Origin of the sequence: Aeromicrobium sp., assembly GCF_036676885.1 — a bacterium.
In the GTDB taxonomy this organism is placed as follows: domain Bacteria; phylum Actinomycetota; class Actinomycetes; order Propionibacteriales; family Nocardioidaceae; genus Aeromicrobium.
Genome location: NZ_JAKFCB010000189.1, coordinates 1 through 21,306 on the forward strand (window position 1 = coordinate 1; position 21,306 = coordinate 21,306).

Genomic DNA, 21,306 nt, shown 5'->3' on the forward strand with positions numbered 1-21,306 from the left:
CGGCTCAGCCTACGCAGGTTCGAACCCTGCACCTGCCACGGGAATCTTGAAGGGCCTCTGACCAGCGGAACGCTGGTCAGAGGCCCTTCTCATACCGCCGGGTCAGACCTGCACCGCCGCCGCGACACGAGACGGGGGCGTGCTGTGCCGGATGACCTTCAACTCGATTGCCGTGACGACCATCGCGATCACGAAGAACCGCGACGGCAGCGGAGCAATGCAGAACAGCGCGCCGACGATGAGGGCGACTCCTGCCCAGCGTGGGACATCTCCGCTGCGCGTGAGGCCGATTCCGGTCAGCAGCCAGCCGATCGCCATGATGATGAACGACGCGATGTACCCGGCCTGTACGAGGGGGACTCCGGAACTGGCGATCTCGGCGCCCGCGCCGTCCATGTGTGCAAGACCGGGCAGCACGAAGACCATGCTCCAAGCGCCCCCGACGCCAAGGAGAGTGCCGATCATGGCAAGCCAGACGCCGATCTGACCGACGCCCTCGCGGAGCCCAGCGAATTCCTGGGAGAAGCGGAACAGGGCCAGGACCAGCAGCATGAGGCCGATCATGGCGCAGACGGACGCCGCGATGGCATAGGGAGACTTCGCGATGGCGAGGTCAGAGTCGAAGCCCTCGACGACGAATGTGACCACGAGCAGAAGAAGGCTCAGCAGCGTGAGCGGGCCGGTGGCGAGGGCGGCGGGACGGAGGTTCATGGTGGGTTCCTTTGCGCTGGAGCGGTTGGACACCCCACGCTAGGAAGCAGGTGCCTCGTCCATCGACCTCCTGCAAGACCATCCTTCTCCTCCGCGAGGAGGACGTGAGACCGAGCCGATCGCCGATAGCCTCGGGCTATGCCGATCAAGCAGGTGGATGTCCTCGTCGCGGGGTCACTCGTCGCGCTCGGCTTCGTCCAGCTCGTTTCGGCTCCGCCAGATCATCCCCAGATTGCGGCGTTGCTCACGCTGGGCATGACGATGCCTTTGCTCGTTCGCCGGACACTGCCGCTGCCGGTTGTCGTGGTCAGCGCTGGCGCTGCGACGGGGTACGCGTTCGCCATTGAGCCGACACCACCGTTCGCGGGGTTCTTGGCCTTGATCGTGATGGCTTACACCGTTGGCCGGTTTTCCGGCTCACTTGCGACAGTGGCGGGACTGGCGTGCATCGCGGCGGCAGTGATCGGGACAGGCGTCACCCAGCCGACGGCTCCGTTCGAGTGGATCTACCCGATCGTGTACTTCGCGGGCGGGTTCGCGGTGGGTCGATTCGTGCGTGCCCGGTCCGCTCGTTCTGCCGTGGAGACCGACACCAGGGTGTGGGACGCGGTGGTTGAGGAGCGAGGGCGCATCGCGCGGGAGCTCCACGACGTCGTGGCACACGGGCTCGGGGTCATGGTTCTGCATGCCGAGGCCGCGGACGAGCTGCTCAGCTCCGATCCCGAAGCCGCCCGCAGGTCACTGTGGCAGGTTCAGCGGTCGGGCCGTGAAGCCATCGGCGAGCTCACCCTTCTCTTGGGACTCTTGCGTGACGTCGACCCCCGAGAGATACGCGGGCCGCAGCCCATGCTGGCGCAGCTGCCCGACCTCGTGCGCGAATTTGAGAACAGCGGTCGCGAGGTCGCACTGACAGTCGACGGTGACCTGAATGCGGTCCCCACCGGGATCCAGTTGACGGTCTACCGCGTCATCCAGGAGGCGCTGACGAACGCCACGAAACACTCCCATGCTCGGTGCGTCGAGGTCTCCGTGGCCGCGGGCGACCGGCAGGTGGTGGCCACGATCGCTGACAACGGTCCTGTCCGAAGTGGCGCCGAGGGTGCGCGACATGGGCTGGTCGGCATGCGGGAAAGGGCGGCGCTGTACGGCGGCAACGTCGACGCCGCCCGGGCAGGATCAGGCTTCAGGGTTCGACTGATGGTGCCGTTGCCGTGATCACTGTCCTCGTCGTTGACGATCAGGCCCTGATCCGTGACGGCCTCCGCCTTATCCTCGACTCCCAAGCCGACATCGAGGTCGTTGAGGAGGCCGCCGACGGTGAGGAGGCCGTGCGCGCCGCCACCCGGCTCACCCCGGACGTTGTGCTCATGGACATCCGGATGCCCGGAGTCGACGGGCTCGAAGCCACCCGCCGGATCACCTCCAGCACCAGCTGTCGGGTACTCGTGCTCACCACCTTCGACCTCGACGAGTACGTCATCGAGGCGCTCCGGGCCGGCGCCAGCGGATTCCTGCTGAAGTCCTCGCCGCGCCAGCACCTGCTTCACGCGGTTCGCACGGTAAGCGGAGGGGGTGCACTGCTCGACCCCCGGCTGACCGTGCGACTCGTCGAGGAGCACGTGCTCGGCCGATCTGTGGAGGACCCGGCCGCGCGGCAGCAGCTTGGCAGGCTGACCGCACGAGAGCGTGAAGTGCTGGAACTGCTGGCGCGCGGTCTCTCCAACTCCGAGATAGCAGCGAAGCTCTATCTCGGAGAGACGACGGTCAAAAGCCATGTGGCGCACACGCTGGCCAAGATTGGGGCCCGCGATCGGGTCCAGGCCGTCGTATTCGCGTACGAGGTTGGATTCGTCCGGCCCGGAGATCTGCCTGACGTCAGCTGAGCGCAACTCCCACAGACTCCATGACGCGCGGACTCGCACTCCTGGGCTATGTCACGCGTATTGCGGAACGCCTGCGCACAGGCCCTCGAGACTGTATGACTGGAATCACAGGTCACGATTGAGGGGTCAGCCATGGCTGATGAATTCACGGATGGGCGTGGCAACCCGTGGGAGTTCGATCCGGGGCCGCCGAAGAACCGCCGGTGGGCGCGGCTGTTCGCCACGACGCCGAACTATCGGGCGTTGGGTGTCGCGATGAGCGGCGAAGAGGAGTTCCGCTGGCACTTCGGGCCGATGTTCTATCGGGGGCGGCTGCAGGACAACGCGGTACGGGTGCTGGTCATCGGGCAGGAGGGTGCTCAGGACGAGTCGTTGTCGCATCGCTCGTTCACCGGGGGGACTGGCGGTCGCATGCAGTTCGTCCTGAACCACCTCGGGGTCACGCACTCGTACCTGTTCCTGAACACGTTCGTCTACCCGATCTTCAGCCAGTACAACGGGCTGCTTCCCAAGCTCGCCCAGGATCCCCGGTCGCCGATCGCCCGTCATCGCGGCGAGCTGCTCGACTACGTCCTCGACCGCAACGACATTCGGCTGGTGATCGCGGTTGGCGACGCGGCAAAGGAGTCCGTCGCCACCTGGATCCAGAAGCACGGCGGTAGCGCGGATCCCGACAAGCTGCATGAGTCCGATTCGCACCGACTGGGGGCACAGGTCAAGGCCCTCGGTGTGCTGCATCCGGGCGGCGCTTCCAAGGGTGGGGCGGTGGCGGGGATCATCGCCGACTTCAAGCGAGCGATTCGCCAGGTCGAGCAGTGGGAGACCGATGCTCCGGGCTGGCTTCCCGTCGATTCGGGCGCGACGCGCAAACCTGCGAGTTCGTACACGTATTCGTCAGCGCCCATCCCGTTCCGGGACTTCGCCTACGGGACCAACTGGCGGCTGGGGCGCGGCAGCACCTCGAGCAACCGCAAGGACAACCAGGTCTCCATCCAGCTGTTCGCGAAAGGCGGCAAGTACGGCGACACGAGCGCCACGTACGTGACCCCTCCGGCTTCGACAAGTCCCGACAGCACGTATGTGCCGGCGCCGGGTGACCTGCCCTACGAGCCGGCCCGAACCACGTACCTCGACTTCGATCCCGGCCCGTCGAAGACGATGGCTCGTCTGCTCCAGGGCGGGAGTGCGGGACGACCGTGGCCCGACTTCGCGAGCCTTGGGCTCAGAGCGAATCCGTCGCTCGGGCGTGGGCCGGGCTATCGGGGCCGGCTCGCGCACCCATCGATCCTGGTGCTGGCCGATCAGGAGTCGCAGGACGATCTGTTCACCGGTCGAGCGCTCACCGGGAACGTCGGCCAGCACCTGCAAGCCTTCCTTCGGTCCGCGGGCGTCACGAAACGGTACGCGATGGTGCGGACGCTGCCGGTCGACTCGATGGGGGATCCCATCGCTGCGGTGACCCAGGCGGTGGACCACCCGGCCACCCGGTCGATCCTGCGCGAGGTCATGCGTCAAGCCCAACCCGAGGTGGTCGTCACCCTCGGCCAGCACGCCGAACGGGTCGCCGCCGACGAAGCGCCGCCAGGAACGCCGGTCGTGAACCTCGCAGCATTCGACCCGACACTCCCCGCGAACGGGTGGCAAGCCGGACTGGACGCGCTGGAGGCGCTCACCTTCCCGCGCGATGCGCCCACGACTCCGTACCAGGGTGGTCGGGAACCGATCCCGCGAGGCGACCTTCCGTTCGGGACGCTTCGCTGGCAGGCGACGACCGGGGACCGGGCGCAGCGGGGCAAGATCGGCAGCGCGTCGACACCGAACTACTTCAAGCTGCGCATGCCCGCCTGGGCGGCGAACAGCTCGCCGACGCCGCTGACCTCAGCAGAGGCCGCCGCGATCGCAGCGCTCAAGGCCAACCCGTGACCCGGTGCGGGCAGGCAGTGCCATGAGCGAGCTGGTGATCCGCGGAGTCGTCGCGGCGATGGTCGACGGCGACACGAGTGAGCCCGCCCCGGGCCGGGTCTGGATACGTGACGACGTCATCGTGGCGGTGACCGGCCCCAACAAGACGGTGCCCGGATTCGCTCAGGCGACGGTGGTGGACGTCGGGAAGCGGTATGTGCTGCCCGGCTTCATCGACATGCACAACCATCTGGCCTACAACGCGCTGCCGTTGTGGTCAGAGCCCGGACGGACCGAGCCGTGGTTGCACAACAAGCACTGGCCGGATGCCACCACCTACACCGAGTCGATCACCGAGCCGGCGTGGGTGTACGCGAAGGCGTGTCCCGAAGCGCTCCTGGCGTACGTGCAGCTGCGGGCCATGGCCGGTGGTGCGACGGCCGTCCAGGGCTGGCCGACCGCGAATCGCGGCTACCAGACCGTGATGCGCAACGTCGACGCCGAGCAGGTCGACACCGGCCGGGACGACCTCATCTACACGTCGGTGGTCACCAAGACCGGGGACGCACTCGCGACGGCGGTGCGCCGCATGGGAGACGGCGCCGGGTTCATCTACCACTGCGCCGAAGGTCGACAGACCTCACGAGTGCTGCGCGACTACACCGACCTCGAGAACGCTGAAGGGCTCCTCCCGACACTCATCGCGATTCACTGCTGCGCCGTTGACGCCCAGAACTGGGCGAAGTGGGCCGCGCAGGACGCCGGCGGCGTCGTCTGGTCACCGCTGTCCAACCTCGTGCTGTACGCCCAGACAACCCTGATCGATCACGCTCGCGCCCAAGGCGTACGGATCTGCCTCGGGTCGGACTGGGGGCCGTCAGGCACCAAGAACCTGCTCGGGGAGATGAAGGTCGCCAAGCTCGTCGCCAAGCAGCTCGGCTACAACATCACCGATCGCGACATCGTCGAGATGGTGACCACCAACGCCGGTGTCCTGCTGGAACGCTGCTGGCATCGCCCCATCGGCCAGCTCGTCGAAGGAGCATTCGCCGACATCACGGTCCTGCGCGGACGCGGCACCGGCTCGGCCTGGAAGCGGATCGTCGCGGCCACCGAACGCGACGTCTCCCTGGTCGTGATCGACGGCGTTCCCCGGTACGGCGATGCCGCGCTCATGCACGATGCAACCGCGCAACCGACCTTCGCGATGACGCTTGCCGGACGCAAACGTGCCGTTGCCCTGCCCGATCCCGCCAACCCTGCGGCCGCGTGGTCATGGTCGGCGATCAAGAACACGCTCGACACGGTTCAACAGGATCCGCAGACCGCGATCAACACCGCGCAGGCGCGGGCCGCCGCCGGGCCACGATTCGCGGACGATGCCGCCCTCGAGCTGTTCCTGGACATGCCGGACACACGTCGCGCAGGCCGGGCCGGCCCACCCAAGAACCCGGCCACCGTGACGATCCCACCGGTGCCGAGCCTGATCCACGACACCGCGTTCTTCAACCAGCTCGACCGCTGCCCGATCCACGGCGGCGTCCTGTCCCCCATCCGGAACCAGTTCTGATCATGGCCGACCTGTCGCCCCATGCGATCAACGCCCGCCAAGGGGTCCCGCTCGACGAGATCTTGACGCCCACCGTCAACGCCACCTGGGAGCCGGTCACCTTGAGCGTCACGCAGCGCCACGACCTGATCGACGTATGGGTCACGATGTTCAGCGACGTGTACGTCCACTACACACAGAAGCGTGCGCTCTACGGGTTCGACCCGATCCGAGCCCTCCTGGCACTACGCCGCCAGATCCCCTACCTGAACTCAGCGGAGTTCCTGCGTGAGCTCACGTTGCTCATCAACCGACTCCGCGACCAGCACACACAGCTCTACATCGACGCCGCCGACGCCAACCTCACGCCGTACGTCGCAGCACTGCCGTTCCTCGTCGAAGCGTTCGGACCACATCGCACACCGACGTACATCGTCACCAAGGTCAGCGACGACCTCGCCGACACCGACTTCACGGTGAATGCACGTCTGACGACCTGGAACGGTGTCCCGTTCGCCCGCGCCGTCGACCTGTACGCCGAGACCCTCACCGGCGGACGACCTGCCGCCCGACGCGCCCGCGCACTCGAAACCCTGACGCAACGACCGCTTCGCTACCTGCCACCGCCCGACGAGCTCTGGGTCGACATCGGCTACCGGCTCCCCGCTGACCCACCGGACCAGCTCGACCACAGCATCCGATTCCAGTGGCATGCCATCGTGCCGGCCAAGGCCGTGACCGCCGACGACCTCATAGCGCTCCGCACCCGACGCGCGATCGACGCCACGAGCGAAGCCGCTCGCCGCGCCCGCAAGCTCCTCTTCGCCACCGAGCTCTGGGACCGAGACCAGACGAACAACAGGCCTGCCGCCAAGACTGGCGAGTGGATCCCCACCACCTTCGCCGACGCCATCTCCGCACGGCGTATCAAGACCAGCCACGGAACCTTCGGCTACCTCCGGCTCTGGACCTTCGACGTGGACAACACCAACCGCTACGTCGCCGCCGTCGCCGACGTGTTGCGCCAGCTCCCCCGCAAGGGACTCATCATCGACCTGCGCTCCAATCCCGGCGGCGTGATCGACGCCACCGAGAAGCTCCTCCAGCTGTTCACCGCCAAACCCATCACCCCCGCCCGCTTCGCGCTTCGGGCAACACCGGCCATGGTGCAGATCGCCGAAGCGGACGGCAATGGCGCCGACCTCGCCGACTGGGCCACGTCGACACGGCTGGCCAACGACCTCGGCGAGGAGTTCTCCCAGCACCTCCCGATCAGCAATCCCGACAACTTCGACAGCCACTCACGCGTCTACCGCGGTCCCGTCGTCGCCGTCGTCAACGCCAACACGTTCTCGTGTGGAGACCTGTTCGCCGCCGGCATCGCAGACCACGACATCGGCCACGTCGTCTCCGTCGGCGAGAGCACCGGCGCGGGGGGCGCCAATGTCTGGACCAGCGACGACATCGAGTACGCCTACCACGCCGCCGGACGCCCGATCCCACGAATCCCACCTGGCATCAGCTTCACGGTCTCCGTCCGACGCATGACCCGCTCGGGTCGATCCGCAGGCCTCGCCGTCGAGGACATCGGTGTCAACGGCGACGAGTGGTACGAGATGACCGAGACCGACCTCACCGACGGCAACCCGGACCTCGCCGAATTCTGCACCGGGCTCCTGACCTCGACGTAGTCGCGTCGCCTTTTCGCTCCTCAGCCCTCGATCCGGTCGACCAGCTCGCGGGCCAGGCTGAAGGCTGAGGTCGCGGCGGGTGACGGGGCATTGCGGACGTGCGCGACAGCCCCGGACTGCGAGATCGCGAAGTCATCCAGGAGTGTGCCGTCTCGGTCGACGGCCTGCGCACGTACGCCGGAATGGAACGTGCCGTCGAGATCGGCGACCGTCAGCGAGGGTACGTACTGCGCCGCGGCGCGAACGTACGCCCGCTTGCTGACTGCCAGCCGTACCTCGTCCACGCCGGTACGCCAGAAGGTCCGGGCCACCTTCCAGGTGCCGGGCCACGTCGCGGTCTCCCACATGTCGCGAGGCCGCATCGTCCGGAATCGGTAGCTGTCGCGCGACGGCACCAGCATCGCCGTCGGTCCCAGCATCACGTGCCCGGAGATGTGGGTGGTGACGTGGACCCCGAGGAACGGCAGCGTCGGATCGGGCACGGGGTAGACCATCCCGCGCACGATGGGCGTCGGGCTCTTGGACAGGCGCAGGTACACCCCGCGGAACGGCACCACGCGTGGGCTTGCGTCGGCGCCGGATCGCCTGGCCAGTCGATCCGACCACAGCCCGGCGCAGACGATCACCTTGTCGGCATCGATCGGCCCCTTGTCCGTCGTGATGCGGCATGACGCCCCGTCCGAGATGCCCTTGACGGTGGTGTTGAAGTGGAATGTCACCCCCTGCGTCGTCAGCTCGCGCTCAATCGCACGAGCAACCTCGGCGTAGTCGATGATGCCGGTGTTGGGCGCATGAAGGGCCGAGATGCCGGCCGCGTGGGGCTCGATGTCGCGGATCTCGCCGGCCCCCACGCGCCTCAGGCCGGGCACGTTGTTGGACCGGCCGCGTCGTTCGAGCTCGTCCAGGCGCGGGAGCTCCGATTCGTTGATCGCGACGATGAGCTTGCCGCAACGCTCATGCGGGACGCCGTGCTCCTGCGCGTACTCGTACATCAGCGCGGCGCCCTCGACGCACAGCCGCGCCTTCAAGGATCCGGGCTCGTAGTAGATGCCGCCGTGGATCACGCCGGAGTTGTGACCGGTCTGGTGCGCGGCGACATGCGACTCCTTGTCGATCACCGCAACCGAGGCGCCCGGGCGCCGGTTGAGGATCTCGCGGGCCACGGCGAGGCCGACGATCCCAGCACCGACCACGACGACATCGAACTTCGCCACCGGAGGCTCCTTGGTCAGGCAGAAAGTGATCCGGGTTCACTCTGCCGTGTGCACGGACGCTCCGGTAGCGGCTTGGATGGTCTCGAACGTCTCCCCCGGGGCGAGGTCGACGAGGCGCAGGCCTTGAGGCGTGACGTCGAGGATCGCGCGGTCGGTGATGATGCGGTCGACGACGGCCAGCCCGGTGAGCGGCAGGGTGCAGTCCTGGACGATCTTGGGGCTGCCGTCCTTGGCGACGTGGTCGGTGATGACGACGATGCGCTTGGTGCCGGCGACGAGATCCATGGCCCCGCCCATTCCCTTGACGAGGGCGCCGGGGACGGCCCAGTTGGCGAGGTCGCCGTTGGCCCCGATCTGCAACGCCCCGAGGATCGCGATGTCGACCTTGCCGCCGCGGATCATCGCGAAGGACTCGGTGGAGTCGAAGAACGACGCTCCCTCGGTGACGGTGACGGTCTGCTTGCCGGCGTTGATGAGGTCCGGGTCCTCCTCACCCTCGTACGGGAAGGGGCCCATCCCGAGGATGCCGTTCTCGGACTGCAGCGTGACGGAGACACCGTCCGGTATGTGGTTGGCGACCAGTGTGGGGATGCCGATTCCGAGGTTGACGTAGTCGCCGTCCTTGAGCTCGCGGGCCGCAATGGCCGCCATCTCGTCACGCGTCCACGTCATGCCAGTGCTCCTTCGAGTCGGGTTCGGGTGGTGCGTTGCTCGATGTGCTTCACGGCCTCAGGCACGTGCACGAGCGAAGTGACGTAGACGCCGGGGGTGTGGACCAGCTCGGGATCGACCAGGTCGACCAGGTGCTCGACCTCGGCGACCGTGACGCGGCCGGAAGTGGCGACGGCAGGGTTGAAGTTGCGTGCGGCCAGACGGTAACGGAGGTTGCCGTGCGCATCTCCGGTGTGGGCGTGGACCAATGACAGGTCGGCGACGATGCCGCGCTCCTGCACATACGTCACGTCGTCGAACACGGCGGTGGGCTTGCCCTCAGCAACCGCGGTCCCGACACCGGTGCGCGTGTAGAACGCGGGGATCCCCGCGCCGCCGGCGCGCAACCGCTCCGCCAAGGTGCCCTGCGGGTTGAACTCGACGTCCAGCTCGCCGTCGAGGTACTGCTTGGCGAACAGCTTGTTCTCGCCGACGTAGGACGCGACGACCTTGCGGACCTGGTTGTTCTCCAACAGCAGGCCCAGACCCTTGCCGTCGACGCCCATGTTGTTCGAGACGACGGTCAGCCCGGTGACGTCCGAGTCGCGCACCGCCTCGATCAGTGTCGACGGGATCCCGCACAGGCCGAATCCGCCGACGGCGATCGTCATGCCGTCGGTCAGCAGCCCGTCCAGGGCCTCGTGGGCAGAGCGCGTCCTCATGGTCATGTGTGTCCCTCGTGTTCGCTGTGCGGACGCGGCAGGCGTCCGTCGACGAGTGAACTCTGTTGGCCTCTTGCAGTCAACGAATGCCTACCCCCGGCTGTCGCATTGCTCGCCGAATGGACGGCACCACGGACTACGTCCATTCAGTGAACGCTATGCTGGGCGCTGTGCCGGAGCAGACGCCGCAGGTCGTGCCGCGGGTCGGCGCGCTCCTGAGGGCGTTGGCCGACTGTGAACCTGAGGGCGGGTCGACGACGGTGGTGGCCCGGCTCGCTGGCCTGGCTCGGCCGACCGCCCACCGCCTGCTGTCCTCGTTGGCCGATCAGGGTCTCGTCGACCGGGAGCCGCGGACCGGCCGTTGGTCGCTCGGGCCGGAGCTCTACTTGCTGGGCTCCATGGCTGCCGACCGCTACGACGTGACCGCGCAGGCCCGCGACATGGTGCACGACCTGGCCAAGGAGACCGGGGAGAGTGCCTTCTTCTCGGTACGCCGGGGCGACCAGACCGTATGCCTCGTGCGCGAGGACGGGAGCTTCCCGCTGCGGTCCCACGTCCTCTACGAAGGCATCCGCCTGCCGATTGGCGTGGCCTCCGCCGGACTGGCCATCATCGCCCACCTGCCTGACCGGGAGATCGACGAATACCTGGCGCGCACGGATCTCGAGCCCGACTGGGGTGCCGCGCATGCCGCTCCGCAGCTGCGGGAACGCATCGCCGCGACACGGGTGACGGGCTACGCGGTCAACCCTGGCCTGCTGGTCGAGGGCAGCTGGGGGATGGCGGCGGCGGTGTTCGACAAGCAGGGCGTCCCGACCTCGGCCCTGAGCCTCACCGGCGTCGAGTCCCGCTTCCGTCCCGACCGGCAGCCCGTACTCGGTGGGCTGCTGCTCGACCGGGCTCATGCCCTGACCAAGCTGCTTCGTTGACCCCTGGCCTGGCTGCGTCGAAGCCTCGGCGACCTCGAGTCCTGACCCGCCGCCTTCAGTGCCGGTCGGTCGACGCCGCGGAATCTCTCAGCTGTCTTGGTCGCTCTCGGCCAGGACCTCCTGGGCGATGCGGAACGCGGTGTTGGCCTCGGGCACGCCGCAGTAGATCGCGGTCTGCAACAGCAGCTCCTTGATCTCGTCGGTCGTCAGGCCGTTGGTGCGCGCGGCCCGCAGGTGCATCGCGAGCTCCTCGTGGTGGCCGCGGGCGACCAGTGCGGTGAGCGTGATCAGGGAGCGGCTGCGTCGGTCGAGGCCCGGGCGGGTCCAGATCGAACCCCAGGCGTACTGCGTGATGAAGTCCTGGAAGTCTGAGGTGAAGTCGGTGGTGTTGGCGATGGCCCGGTCGACGTGAGCGTCGCCCAGCACGTCGCGGCGGACGGCCATCCCGGCCGCTCGAACCTCGGCCACGGTGGGCGACGGATCAGCCGGAGCCTCACCGGCAGCGTGCTCGCGGATCAGGCGGGCGACCTCGTCCGGCCGCTCGGCGGGCGCGAGATGCGCGACGTCGTCCAGCACGACGAGGCGTCCGTGCTTCACACCGGTCGCGATCTCCTCGAGGCTCGCCGGCGGCGCGGGTACGTCGTGCGCGCCGGCGACTGCGAGGACGGGTGTCGTGATCTCGTGGAGCCGGTCGCGTACGTCGAACGTCGCGAGTGCCTCGCACACCTGCGCGTAGCCCTCGCGATCGGCGTCCTGCAGGGCGTGGAGGAGGGTGGCGCCGGTGTCCGGCTCGCGCTCGAGGAATCCGGGGGCGAACCAGACCGCCGCAGAGCGCTCCAGCACGACCGGCGTACCGGACGCGCGTACGGTCGCCGCGCGCTCGCGCCACCCCTCCGGCTCGCCGATCTTTGCTCCGGTGCACAGCAGCACGGCGGCGTCGACGCGATCCGGTGCGTCGAGCAGCAGCTGGAGGCCGACGGCGCCACCGACGGAGTCGCCGGCGTACGCGAACGAGGTCCCCTGCTCGCCGCGCTCGGCGAGCATGTCGTCGACCATCGCGAGCACACCGGCAGCGAGCTCGGCGATCGTGAACGGCCTGGACTCCGCGACATTCGTGCCGTGTCCGGGCAGGTCCCAGGCGAGCACCTCGAAGCTCGCCGAGAGGTCGGCGGCACAGGTCGACCACAGGGCTCGCCCCGACGTGCCGAGCGAAGGTCCGAGGACCAGCAGCGGTAGGGCCGGTGAGCCGCCGAGCCGTACGGCGGTGATCCGAGGGACGGTCATGCGTTCTCCTCGAGGAAGATGCGGGCCCGGTCGACCGCGCCGGCGACGAGGTCCTCGACGATCCCGAGGTAGCTGGTCGGGTCGGGGTCGGCCTTCTCGTCCAGGAGCTCGGCAATCGTGCGCCGTTCGGCCAGCACGTCGTCTGCCGAGTGGTCGAGCGTGGCGCGCATACGTTCGGCGTCGACGTGGAGGCCCTGGAGCAGCTCGGTCGTCTGCGACGCGGCCACCACGGTGCGGCGGCCCAGGGTGTGCAGCGTCGACCACTCGGCGTGCCAGGCACCGTCCGGGCGCTGGTCGCCGGCAGTGGCGGAAGCCAGGTGCAGGGTCGACGCCAGCGCCGGTGCCGTCAGTGCGGTTCGGCGGACGAGCACGGAGAGGATGGGGTTGCGCTTGTGCGGCATCGTCGACGAGCCGCCGCGGCCCTCCGCGACGGGCTCGGCCAGCTCGGCGATCTCGGTGCGGGACAGCGTCGACACGTCGGCAGCGATGTGTCCCCACGCGTCCGTGCACGACACGAGCGCATCGGCCGTACGAGTGACGGGGCCCCGCGAGGTGTGCCAGGGCCGCAGCTCGCGAAGTCCGAGGGCCTCCGCGGTGATCGTGACGAGCTCCGCGGAGACGGACTGCGGGTCGTCGAGACCGCGCAGCGATGCGAGCTCGGTGGACGCCGCGAGAGTGCCGACGGCGCCGCCGAGCTGGACCGGCAGGAGGGCGCGGGCGTCGACGATCAGGTCGGCCGCATCGATGATGCCGTCGAGCCATCCGGCGGCCACGGCGCCGAACGTCGTGGGTACGGCGTGCTGCGTGAGCGTACGGCCGACCACGGGCGTCGACGCGTGGCGCTCTGCGAGGATCGACAACGCGATGACCTGCGACCGCAGCTCGTCCAGTACCCGGTCCAGGACTGAGCGCAACGCGAGCATGAGTGCCGTGTCGAGCACGTCCTGGCTGGTGAGACCGCGGTGCAGCCACGTGGCGCTGTCGATCCCGGTGCGGGCGCGGAGCATGGCGACCAGCGCCGGCACGGGATTGCCGGTTGCCTCGGCGGCGCGTGCGAGCTCGTCGACGTCGTCGGAGGTGACGAGGCCGGTGAGGTCGCTGTCGCTCAGCGCCGGCGCGAGCCCTGACACGACCAAGGCGTCGAGCCACGCGTTCTCCACCTGCACCATCGCGTCGAGCAGTGCGGCCTGGGACATCAGCTCACCGGCGCGCTCGTCGCCGGGCCAGAACAAGTCAGTCATGCCGCCAGTCTGCCGTTCAGCCTGCCGCTTGCTGCCTGGGGTACGTGAGGAAGACCGTCTCGCGCTCACCTTGCAGGCGGATGTCGAACACGAGACCGGTGGCGTCAGCGCTGGCGATGAGGGTGTTTCGCCGGTCCGGGGCGACGGATGTCAGCAGCGGATCCGTGGCGAGTCCCGGGTGCTCCGGAACGTACGCACGGGTGAACAGCCGGTCGAGCAGCCCGCGCGCGAACACCGTGACGCCGAAGAACGGCGCAGCTCCCTCCGTAGCGCCCGGCAGCAGCGTCGAGAACGAGTAGTGCCCCGCCGCGTCGGTGGCGGCCCGTCCCCAGCCGGTGAACGTCCAGCCGTCGCGATGCAGCGAGCCCGGCACCTGGACGATGCGCCCCTCGGCGTCGGACTGCCAGATCTCGATCAACGCGTCCGGCACGGGATCGCCCGCGCCGTCGAGCACGGTTCCGTGCAGGCGGATCGCATCGGCGCGTCCAGCAGGCACGAGCTCGGCGCCGCCGTCGAACGGCAGGGCGTAGTGGAAGAACGGGCCGACGGTCTGGCCCGGAGTCGGCTTCAACGTCGTCATGCCTCCTCGTCCTCCATCCAGGTGCGGTGGCTGCCGGTCAGCACGATGTCCCAGCGATAGCCCGTGCTCCACTCCGGCGTCGTGAGGTCGTGGTCGTACGTCGCGACGAGTCGCGCGCGAGCATCCGCATCGGTGATCGACTGGTAGATGGGGTCGAGCGCGAACAGTGGATCGCCGGGGAAGTACATCTGCGTGACCAGGCGTTGGGTGAAGTCGGTGCCGAACAGCGAGAAGTGGATGTGCGCCGGTCGCCAGGCGTTGCGGTGGTTCCGCCACGGATACGGTCCCGGCTTGATGGTCTGGAAGGAGTACGAGCCGTCCGCGCCGGTGATGAGCCGGCCCGTTCCCGTGAAGTTGGGGTCGAGCGGCGCGGGGTGCTGATCACGCTTGTGGATGTAGCGACCGCCGGCGTTGGCCTGCCAGACCTCGACGAGCTGGTGCGCGACCGGGCGGCCGTCGCCGTCGAGGACCCGGCCGGCCACGGTGATGCGTTCGCCGATCGGCTCACCGCCGTGCTGGATCGTCAGGTCGGCCTCGAGCGGGCTGACATCCTGGGGGCCGAAGCACGGCGCCCAGCGCTCGATCGTCTCCGGATCGGCGTGGTGCAGGTCCTTCGTCGGATGCCGCAGGACACTGCTGCGGTACGGCGGGTAGTCCAGGAACGGTTGGGACTCCCGACGGTCCCCGGCCTCGTACGCCTTCGAGATCGCCTGGATCTCGTCGTCGATGTCAGCCTGCGTCAGTGGTTGCTCGGATGCCTGGGTCACGGGAGCACGCTAGGCGCTGAGCCTGGAGGGATGCGAGACTGGACTTCCGCTGAACGAAAGGGTGACGTATGGCCGGCAACAGCGCTCAGGCCGGGGTCAGCGTGGCATCGCGGGTGCTGGCCCTGCTGGGCGCCTTCGACCCAGAGCATCGGGCCCTGACCCTGAGCGACATGGCTCGCCGGGCCGGCCTCCCGGTGCCCACCGCGCACCGCCTCGTGGCGGAGCTGGTCGACTGGGGTGCGCTGGTCCGGCGAAGCTCGGGGGAGTACGTCATCGGGCGCCGGCTGTGGGACCTGGGACTGCTGTCACCGACCCAGTCGGGGCTGCGTCAGGTCGCCTCGCCGTTCCTGCACGACATCTACGGCGCGACTCTCGCGACGGTGCACCTCGCGGTGCGTGATGACCTCGACGTGCTCTACCTGGATCGGCTCTCCGGCCACGCCTCCGTGCCGGTCGTGAGCCAGATCGGCTCGCGCCTGCCGATGCACGCCACCGGAGTGGGCAAGGTGCTGCTGGCGTACGCGCCCGAGAAGATCCAGACGGCTGTCCTGTCCAACCTCACCCGCATCACGCCCTACACGATCACGCAGCCGGGGATCCTGCGCGACCAGATCCGCCGGGTGCATCGGGACGGCTACGCGACGACGGTCGAGGAGATGAGCCTCGGCGCGTGCTCCGTGGCGGTGCCGATCCGGGTGCCGAACGGGCAGGTCGTGGCGGCACTCGGCATCGTCGTCCCGAGCCTCAAGCGCGACCGGGCGAGGCTCGTGGCCGCCCTCCAGGTCGCGGCTCAAGGGGTCGGCCGCAGCCTCGGCGACTGATTCCGCTGAGCGAAAGGGTCGGATGGTGCTGCCGGTGCGCAGAGCGTTGACTGGCCCCCATGCGTACTGAGGTCGCCATCATCGGCGCCGGCCCAGCCGGTCTTCTGCTGTCCCATCTGCTCGCACAGGACGGCATCGAGTCCGTCGTCATCGAGACCCGCTCCGCCGACTACGTGGCCTCCCGGATCCGGGCCGGCGTGCTGGAACACTCCACGGTCGAGCTGCTGGAGTCGGTCGGCCTCGGTGACCGGCTCCGACGCGAAGGCGACGAGCACCGCGGCATCTACCTCCAGTGGCCCGGCGAGCGTCACCACCTCGACTTCGTCGACCTGACCGGCCGCAGCGTGTGGATCTACGGCCAGACCGAGGTCCAGAAGGATCTCGTCGCTGCGCGGGCCGCCGCGGGCCAGGAGATCCACTACGAGGTGACCGACACCGCGCTGCATGATCTCGACACCGAGCGTCCGTACGTGACGTTCACCGACGTCGACGGAGCTGCGCAGCGTCTCGACGCCGACGTCGTCGTCGGTTGCGACGGCTCGTTCGGGCCCAGTCGAGCCGCGGTCCCCGATGGCGTCAAGGACTCGTGGGAGCGGGTGTACCCGTACTCCTGGCTCGGCATCCTCGCGGACGTGGCGCCGTCGACCGATGAGCTGATCTATGCGTGGCACCCGGACGGCTTCGCGATGCACTCGATGCGGTCATCGACCGTCAGCCGGCTCTACCTCCAGGTGCCCAACGGCACGGACGTGGCCGACTGGTCCGACGACCGCATCTGGGACAGCCTGGCGACCCGGCTGGGGCACGGGCACGACGGCTGGCAGCTCAATCCCGGTCCGATCACCGAGAAGAGCGTGCTCCCGATGCGCAGCTTCGTCCAGACGCCGATGCGGCACGGCCGGCTCTTCCTCGCCGGCGACGCCGCGCACATCGTGCCGCCGACCGGAGCCAAGGGCCTCAACCTCGCCGTCGCCGATGTCGGCATCCTCGCGCCGGCCCTGGTCGCCCTGCTGCGCAAGAAGGACCCGACCCTCGCCGACTCGTACTCCGACAACGCGCTTCGTCGGGTCTGGCGTTGCACGCACTTCTCGTGGTGGATGACCACGATGCTCCACACGAGCGACGACCCATTCGACGCCCAGCTGCAGCTGTCCCAGCTGCGGTGGGTCACGTCGAGCTGGGCCGGCGCGACCGGCCTCGCCGAGAACTACGCGGGCCTGCCCATCGGGTTCTGAGGTCCAGTGCCGGCGCCTGGCGAGGTCGGTGAAGTGCCTGCCACTGAGGGGTCTCACCCCATCGTCACGGGCTGCTGCTGGGTGATGCAGTGGATGCCGCCGCCACGCGCGAACAGCGGCCTGGCGTCGACCGAGACGATGCGCCGCCCCGGGTATGCGGCTTGCAGGATCTCGTGTGCTTCGGCGTCGCGGGGGTCGTCGAACCCGCACGCCACGACACCGCCGTTGCAGACCAGGTGGTTGACATAGCTGTAGTCGACGAACCCCTCCTCGTCCTCCAGCACGGTGGGTGCCGGCAGAGCGATGATGTTCCAGCTCTCGTCGAAGCTCGCGAGGATCTCCTCGACCGCGGCGTGATCGGGGTGGGACGGATCCGGTTGGGAGTGCACCAGGACGGTGCCCGGGCGGGGGATCGTGGCGACGATGTCGACGTGCCCACGGGTGCCGAACTCGTCGTAGTCGCGGGTGAGGCCGCGAGGCAGCCAGACCACTCGGGAGGCACCGATCGTGCGGGCCAGCTCGGCCTCGACCTGATCCCTCGACCACTCGCTGTTGCGCCCCTCGCCGCGTTGCACCGTCTCGGTGACCAGCACCGTGCCGCGGCCGTCGACGTGGATGCCGCCGCCCTCGTTGATCATGGGTGACTCGATCAGCTCGGCCCCGGCCCACTCCGCGACCGACCGGGCGATCTTTGCGTCGTGCTCCCACGACGCCCACGCCTGGGCGCCCCAGCCGTTGAACACCCAGTCCACGGCTCCGAGCCGGCCGGCGACAACGGTGTCGGGCTCACCGATCACGAAGCTCGGGCCGATGTCCCGCATCCATGCGTCGTCGAGCGGTGCCTCCAAGAGCTCGACGTCCGAGCCGAGCCAGTCCCGCGCGACCTGGACCGCCGACGGGTCGACGACCATGCGTACGGGCTCGAACTCGCTCACGGCATGCGCGACGGCCGCCCACGTGGCGCGGGCCTCGTCAGCCTCGGCCGCCGTGTCGCCGAGCGTGTAGCCGGAGCTGGGCCAGGCCATCCATGTGCAGGTATGGGGATCGGTCTCCGACGGCATGCGCCACATCAGGCGAGCCCTGAGTAGGTGTCGGGGCGCCGGGTGCGCAGGAACGGGAACAGCGTCAGCCAGTCCTCGCGCTGGTCGATCGCGAGGTCGGCGACGAGCACGGCCTCGGTGTCGCGGGGCGCCTCGGCGAGCACCCGGCCGTACGGGTCGACGATGAACGACGAGCCGTAGAACTGCACGGTCCCCTCGTCGCCGGTCCGGTTGGGCACCACGATGAACAGCCCGTTGGCGATCGCGTGCCCGACGATGACCTGCTTCCACAGTGGCTGCGTGTCGAACGTGGGGAAGCCGGGCTCGGACCCGATGGCGGTCGGATACACGAGGACGTCGGCGCCACCCAGGGCGTAGAGCCTGGCAACCTCGGGGAACCACTCGTCCCAGCACGTCGGCATCCCGAGCCTGAACTCGAGTCCGTGCGGCGCGTGGACGGGGTACGCCTCGTCGGCCGGCCCGGGCCGGAAGAACTTGTCCTCGTGGTAGCCCTCGGTCACCGGGATGTGCGTCTTGCGGGTGCGCGCGACGACCTGGCCCGACGGGTCCACGAGGATCGCGGTGTTGAAGCCCAGGCCGTCGTCGGCGTCGGCGCGCTCATAGAGGGAGGCGTGGACGAAGATGCCGTGCTGCTGCGCCACTCGTGCGGCGAACGTCGCGGTCGGCCCGGTCCGGAGGTCCTCGGCCGTGGCTGACGGCAACCCGGTCGGGAGGGTGTCCGCGGGGTAGCGCGAGAGAGTCAGCTCGGGGAGGAACACGACCCGAGCGCCGAGCTCGGCGGCCTGCGCCACTGCGTCGGCGAGGACTTGCTGAAGCTCCGCCGGGTCCTCCCGCCAGTGGTGCTGGACGACGCCGATGCGTACGGGCGGCGCGGTCGACGGCGTCGCGCCGGCGAGCGATGGCAGGACGCCGAGAGCCGTGATCAGTTCCATGAGTCTCCTCGGCTGAGCCCGGTCGGGCTGGTAAAACGAATAAGGTTCGGTTTAGTATCGTGACGACGTACCGAACTGGCAAGGGCTTGGGCGAAAATTCCGTGGCGGAGGTGGAGCAGATGGCTCGGCCGTCCTCACCGATCCTGTCCGCCGAGAAGATCGCCCGCACGGCTCTTGAGCTCGTGGACGCCACCGGCGAGTTCACGGTCGGCGCGGTCGCGGACCGGCTCGGGGTCCGGCCGTCGTCGCTCTACAACCATGTGTCGGGCCGGGACGACATCGTCGAGGGCATGCGTGCCCTGATGCTGAACCACACCGCGGTCATGCCCGACCCGGAGGCAACCTGGGAAGAAGCGTTCCCACGCTTTCTGCGTGGCTACCGCGATGCATTCGCACGACACCCCCGGCTCATCCCGATGATCACGTCCCAGACCGTCATGTCAGAGCCGGTCATGCGGATGTATGGGGTCATGGCCACGATCCTGCGCAGGTCCGGGGTCCCCGACGACCTCCTGCTCGACGCGATCACGATCATGGACAGCTACGTCCTGGGTGCCGCGCTCGACGTGGCGGCCCCCGACGAGGTGTGGGACTCCAGCGCCGCCACCAGCGACGCGATGCGCGCGGCGATCCAGGCGGCGCCGACCGGGCGAGAGCGTGCCGACCGCTCGTTCGACATCGGTCTTCGTGTGGTCCTTGACGGCCTTCGGGCCCTGACCAAGGAACAGATCTCATGAGCAGCGTGAAGGCGGGAACCATGACCCACGAAGACGTCGATGTCCTGATCGTGGGCGCCGGGGCCACGGGACTGTCCGCCGCGTACGCCCTGCAGCACGCGGGCAGGTCGGTGCTGGTGCTCGAGTCGCGGGAACGCGTCGGTGGGCGGTTGTGGACCGATGAGGTCGACGGTGTCGACCTCGAGATCGGTGGGCAGTGGGTGTCGCCCGACCAGGACGCTCTGCTCGCGATGCTCGACGAGCTGGGCCTCGAGACGTTCGAGCGGCACCGTGAGGGTGAGTCGATCTACGTCGGTCTCGACGGCGTGCGCCGGACGTTCACGGGCGAGCAGCTGCCGGTCTCTGCGGAGGTGGAGTCGGAGATGACCCGGCTCACCGAGCTGCTCGACGAGCTCTCCGCGCAGATGGACCCCTCGCGCCCCTGGGACATGCCGGGCGCCCGCGAGCTCGACCAGGTGACGTTCCTCGGCTGGCTCGAGGAGAACTGCGACGAGCCGGAGGCGCGCGACAACATCGCGATGTTCATCGCTCAGGCGATGTTGACCAAGCCCGCGCACGCGTTCTCGGCGCTGCAGGCCGTGCACATGGCGGCGAGCGCCGGCAGCTTCAGCAATCTCGTCGACTCCGAGTTCATCCTCGACAAGCGCGTCATCGGCGGCCTCCAGCAGGTGCCGCTCCGGCTGGCCGATCGACTCGGTGCTGCGGTGCGTACCGGCCACGATGTCGAGAAGGTCGTCTGGGCGGACGCGGGCGTCACGGTGTCGTCCGGCGGCCTGACGGTCGACGCCCGGCACCTCGTGCTCGCGATCCCGCCGACCGCGGTCACCCGCGTGCGATTCGAGCCGCCACTTCCGTCGATCCAGCGCGAGACCCGCCAGCACCAGTCGTTCGGTCAGGTCATCAAGGTGCACGCGACCTACGAGACACCGTTCTGGCGCGATGCGGGGCTGTCCGGCACGGCGTTCAGTCCGTACGAGATCGTCCACGAGGCGTACGACAACACCAACCACGGCGAGTCGCGGGGGACGCTCGTGGCCTTCGTGTCCGACCTGCAGGCCGACGCCGTGCTCGCGCTGCCGGCAGCGAAGCGGCGCGAGGTCATCCTGTCGTCGCTGTCGACCTACTTCGGGCCCGAGGCAGCAGCACCGCTGACGTACTTCGAGAGTGACTGGACCTCAGAGGAGCTTGGCAGCGGAGCGTACGGATCGAGCTTCGACGTCGGTGGTCTGACCCGGTTCGGACCCAGGCTCCGGGAGCCGGTCGGCCCGATCCAGATCGGCAGCTCCGACGTCGCCGGACTGGGATTCCAGCACGTCGACGGCGCCCTGCGAGTCGGCGCCGAGCTGGCCCAGACCATCGCCGGTCGCTGAGCACCATCATCCGTTTCGGGCCTGCG

Annotated in this window: 20 protein-coding genes; 10 read left to right on the forward strand and 10 right to left on the reverse strand. The window is 68.8% G+C overall.

From position 1 onward, the window contains the following. Window positions 1-102 precede the first annotated feature (102 nt). Complete coding sequence (locus V6M46_RS08930) at window positions 103-711, reverse strand: hypothetical protein (RefSeq protein WP_332663911.1); 609 nt, start codon at window positions 709-711, stop codon at window positions 103-105. 138 nt (window positions 712-849) lie between these two features. Here V6M46_RS08930 and V6M46_RS08935 point away from each other — a divergent pair, with 138 nt between their 5' ends. From V6M46_RS08935 to V6M46_RS08955, 5 genes are all read left to right on the forward strand, one after another. Beyond that, entirely contained in the window at window positions 850-1,926 is a 1,077-nt protein-coding gene (locus V6M46_RS08935; RefSeq protein WP_332663913.1) for a sensor histidine kinase, read from the forward strand. Further along, window positions 1,923-2,594, forward strand: coding sequence for a response regulator transcription factor (locus V6M46_RS08940; protein WP_332663916.1), 672 nt, complete (start codon window positions 1,923-1,925; stop codon window positions 2,592-2,594). The genes V6M46_RS08935 and V6M46_RS08940 overlap by 4 nt, the downstream gene beginning before the upstream one ends. Window positions 2,595-2,726: 132 nt before the next feature. Continuing rightward, window positions 2,727-4,517, forward strand: coding sequence for a hypothetical protein (locus V6M46_RS08945; protein ID WP_332663918.1), 1,791 nt, complete (start codon window positions 2,727-2,729; stop codon window positions 4,515-4,517). Between the two features lie 22 nt (window positions 4,518-4,539). Then, window positions 4,540-6,066, forward strand: a complete 1,527-nt coding sequence (locus tag V6M46_RS08950) for an amidohydrolase family protein (protein WP_332663920.1) — start codon at window positions 4,540-4,542, stop codon at window positions 6,064-6,066. Between the two features lie 2 nt (window positions 6,067-6,068). Then, window positions 6,069-7,736: a S41 family peptidase gene (locus V6M46_RS08955; RefSeq protein ID WP_332663921.1), complete on the forward strand. Its 1,668-nt coding sequence runs from the start codon at window positions 6,069-6,071 to the stop codon at window positions 7,734-7,736. A gap of 20 nt (window positions 7,737-7,756) precedes the next feature. Here the strand turns inward: V6M46_RS08955 and lhgO are convergent, their stop codons facing one another. From lhgO to V6M46_RS08970, 3 genes are read right to left on the reverse strand one after another with little or no spacing between them, the layout of a single operon-like run. Next, window positions 7,757-8,950, reverse strand: coding sequence for an L-2-hydroxyglutarate oxidase (lhgO, locus tag V6M46_RS08960; RefSeq protein ID WP_332663922.1), 1,194 nt, complete (start codon window positions 8,948-8,950; stop codon window positions 7,757-7,759). A gap of 36 nt (window positions 8,951-8,986) precedes the next feature. Continuing rightward, window positions 8,987-9,622: a 3-oxoacid CoA-transferase subunit B gene (locus V6M46_RS08965; RefSeq protein WP_332663923.1), complete on the reverse strand. Its 636-nt coding sequence runs from the start codon at window positions 9,620-9,622 to the stop codon at window positions 8,987-8,989. Further along, window positions 9,619-10,329: a CoA transferase subunit A gene (locus tag V6M46_RS08970; RefSeq protein ID WP_332663925.1), complete on the reverse strand. Its 711-nt coding sequence runs from the start codon at window positions 10,327-10,329 to the stop codon at window positions 9,619-9,621. Before V6M46_RS08970 ends, V6M46_RS08965 begins: the two co-directional genes overlap by 4 nt. Window positions 10,330-10,493: 164 nt before the next feature. Here V6M46_RS08970 and V6M46_RS08975 point away from each other — a divergent pair, with 164 nt between their 5' ends. Further along, window positions 10,494-11,252 (forward strand): IclR family transcriptional regulator, encoded by a 759-nt coding sequence (locus V6M46_RS08975; protein ID WP_332663927.1) that lies wholly within the window; start codon window positions 10,494-10,496, stop codon window positions 11,250-11,252. A gap of 87 nt (window positions 11,253-11,339) precedes the next feature. On the opposite strand, the gene pcaDC is transcribed toward V6M46_RS08975, so the two are convergent. Genes pcaDC through pcaH form a run of 4 tightly spaced genes read right to left on the reverse strand, consistent with a single transcriptional unit; the run spans window position 11,340 to window position 15,124 of the window. Next, the gene (gene pcaDC, locus V6M46_RS08980; protein ID WP_332663931.1) at window positions 11,340-12,536 is read right to left on the reverse strand and encodes a bifunctional 3-oxoadipate enol-lactonase/4-carboxymuconolactone decarboxylase PcaDC; all 1,197 of its coding nucleotides are present in this window, start codon (window positions 12,534-12,536) and stop codon (window positions 11,340-11,342) included. Beyond that, complete coding sequence (locus V6M46_RS08985; RefSeq protein WP_332663933.1) at window positions 12,533-13,777, reverse strand: lyase family protein; 1,245 nt, start codon at window positions 13,775-13,777, stop codon at window positions 12,533-12,535. The genes pcaDC and V6M46_RS08985 overlap by 4 nt, the downstream gene beginning before the upstream one ends. A 16-nt stretch (window positions 13,778-13,793) precedes the next feature. Then, window positions 13,794-14,357 (reverse strand): protocatechuate 3,4-dioxygenase subunit alpha, encoded by a 564-nt coding sequence (gene pcaG / locus V6M46_RS08990; protein WP_332663936.1) that lies wholly within the window; start codon window positions 14,355-14,357, stop codon window positions 13,794-13,796. Next, on the reverse strand, window positions 14,354-15,124 hold the full coding sequence (pcaH, locus tag V6M46_RS08995; protein ID WP_332663938.1) for a protocatechuate 3,4-dioxygenase subunit beta: 771 nt from the start codon (window positions 15,122-15,124) through the stop codon (window positions 14,354-14,356). Before pcaH ends, pcaG begins: the two co-directional genes overlap by 4 nt. A 68-nt stretch (window positions 15,125-15,192) precedes the next feature. Here pcaH and V6M46_RS09000 point away from each other — a divergent pair, with 68 nt between their 5' ends. Together V6M46_RS09000 and V6M46_RS09005 are read left to right on the forward strand one after the other, a co-directional pair. Further along, a complete protein-coding gene (locus V6M46_RS09000) occupies window positions 15,193-15,945 on the forward strand; it encodes an IclR family transcriptional regulator (RefSeq protein WP_332663940.1) in 753 nt (250 codons plus the stop codon). Window positions 15,946-16,004: 59 nt separating this feature from the next. Further along, on the forward strand, window positions 16,005-17,180 hold the full coding sequence (locus V6M46_RS09005) for a 4-hydroxybenzoate 3-monooxygenase (protein WP_332663942.1): 1,176 nt from the start codon (window positions 16,005-16,007) through the stop codon (window positions 17,178-17,180). Between the two features lie 53 nt (window positions 17,181-17,233). Here the strand turns inward: V6M46_RS09005 and V6M46_RS09010 are convergent, their stop codons facing one another. Both V6M46_RS09010 and V6M46_RS09015 read right to left on the reverse strand, forming a co-directional pair. After that, complete coding sequence (locus V6M46_RS09010; protein WP_332663944.1) at window positions 17,234-18,250, reverse strand: agmatine deiminase family protein; 1,017 nt, start codon at window positions 18,248-18,250, stop codon at window positions 17,234-17,236. Beyond that, the gene (locus V6M46_RS09015) at window positions 18,250-19,173 is read right to left on the reverse strand and encodes a nitrilase-related carbon-nitrogen hydrolase (protein ID WP_332663946.1); all 924 of its coding nucleotides are present in this window, start codon (window positions 19,171-19,173) and stop codon (window positions 18,250-18,252) included. Before V6M46_RS09015 ends, V6M46_RS09010 begins: the two co-directional genes overlap by 1 nt. Before the next feature lie 119 nt (window positions 19,174-19,292). Between V6M46_RS09015 and V6M46_RS09020 the strand changes: the two genes are divergently transcribed. Continuing rightward, window positions 19,293-19,910: a TetR/AcrR family transcriptional regulator C-terminal domain-containing protein gene (locus V6M46_RS09020; RefSeq protein WP_332663948.1), complete on the forward strand. Its 618-nt coding sequence runs from the start codon at window positions 19,293-19,295 to the stop codon at window positions 19,908-19,910. Window positions 19,911-19,930: 20 nt separating this feature from the next. Next, complete coding sequence (locus V6M46_RS09025) at window positions 19,931-21,280, forward strand: flavin monoamine oxidase family protein (RefSeq protein WP_332663951.1); 1,350 nt, start codon at window positions 19,931-19,933, stop codon at window positions 21,278-21,280. The last annotated feature ends 26 nt before the right edge of the window (window positions 21,281-21,306 follow it).

What these genes read in the sequence shown, in the direction of transcription:
- V6M46_RS08930 (WP_332663911.1), bottom strand. Translation starts at nt 711, where the DNA reads ATGAACCTCCGTCCCGCCGCCCTCGCCACCGGCCCGCTCACGCTGCTG.
- V6M46_RS08935 (WP_332663913.1), top strand. Translation starts at nt 850, where the DNA reads ATGCCGATCAAGCAGGTGGATGTCCTCGTCGCGGGGTCACTCGTCGCG.
- V6M46_RS08945 (WP_332663918.1), top strand. Translation starts at nt 2,727, where the DNA reads ATGGCTGATGAATTCACGGATGGGCGTGGCAACCCGTGGGAGTTCGAT.
- V6M46_RS08950 (WP_332663920.1), top strand. Translation starts at nt 4,540, where the DNA reads ATGAGCGAGCTGGTGATCCGCGGAGTCGTCGCGGCGATGGTCGACGGC.
- V6M46_RS08955 (WP_332663921.1), top strand. Translation starts at nt 6,069, where the DNA reads ATGGCCGACCTGTCGCCCCATGCGATCAACGCCCGCCAAGGGGTCCCG.
- V6M46_RS08965 (WP_332663923.1), bottom strand. Translation starts at nt 9,622, where the DNA reads ATGACGTGGACGCGTGACGAGATGGCGGCCATTGCGGCCCGCGAGCTC.
- V6M46_RS08970 (WP_332663925.1), bottom strand. Translation starts at nt 10,329, where the DNA reads ATGACCATGAGGACGCGCTCTGCCCACGAGGCCCTGGACGGGCTGCTG.
- pcaDC (WP_332663931.1), bottom strand. Translation starts at nt 12,536, where the DNA reads ATGACCGTCCCTCGGATCACCGCCGTACGGCTCGGCGGCTCACCGGCC.
- V6M46_RS08985 (WP_332663933.1), bottom strand. Translation starts at nt 13,777, where the DNA reads ATGACTGACTTGTTCTGGCCCGGCGACGAGCGCGCCGGTGAGCTGATG.
- pcaG (WP_332663936.1), bottom strand. Translation starts at nt 14,357, where the DNA reads ATGACGACGTTGAAGCCGACTCCGGGCCAGACCGTCGGCCCGTTCTTC.
- V6M46_RS09000 (WP_332663940.1), top strand. Translation starts at nt 15,193, where the DNA reads ATGGCCGGCAACAGCGCTCAGGCCGGGGTCAGCGTGGCATCGCGGGTG.
- V6M46_RS09005 (WP_332663942.1), top strand. Translation starts at nt 16,005, where the DNA reads ATGCGTACTGAGGTCGCCATCATCGGCGCCGGCCCAGCCGGTCTTCTG.
- V6M46_RS09010 (WP_332663944.1), bottom strand. Translation starts at nt 18,250, where the DNA reads ATGTGGCGCATGCCGTCGGAGACCGATCCCCATACCTGCACATGGATG.
- V6M46_RS09015 (WP_332663946.1), bottom strand. Translation starts at nt 19,173, where the DNA reads ATGGAACTGATCACGGCTCTCGGCGTCCTGCCATCGCTCGCCGGCGCG.
- V6M46_RS09020 (WP_332663948.1), top strand. Translation starts at nt 19,293, where the DNA reads ATGGCTCGGCCGTCCTCACCGATCCTGTCCGCCGAGAAGATCGCCCGC.
- V6M46_RS09025 (WP_332663951.1), top strand. Translation starts at nt 19,931, where the DNA reads ATGACCCACGAAGACGTCGATGTCCTGATCGTGGGCGCCGGGGCCACG.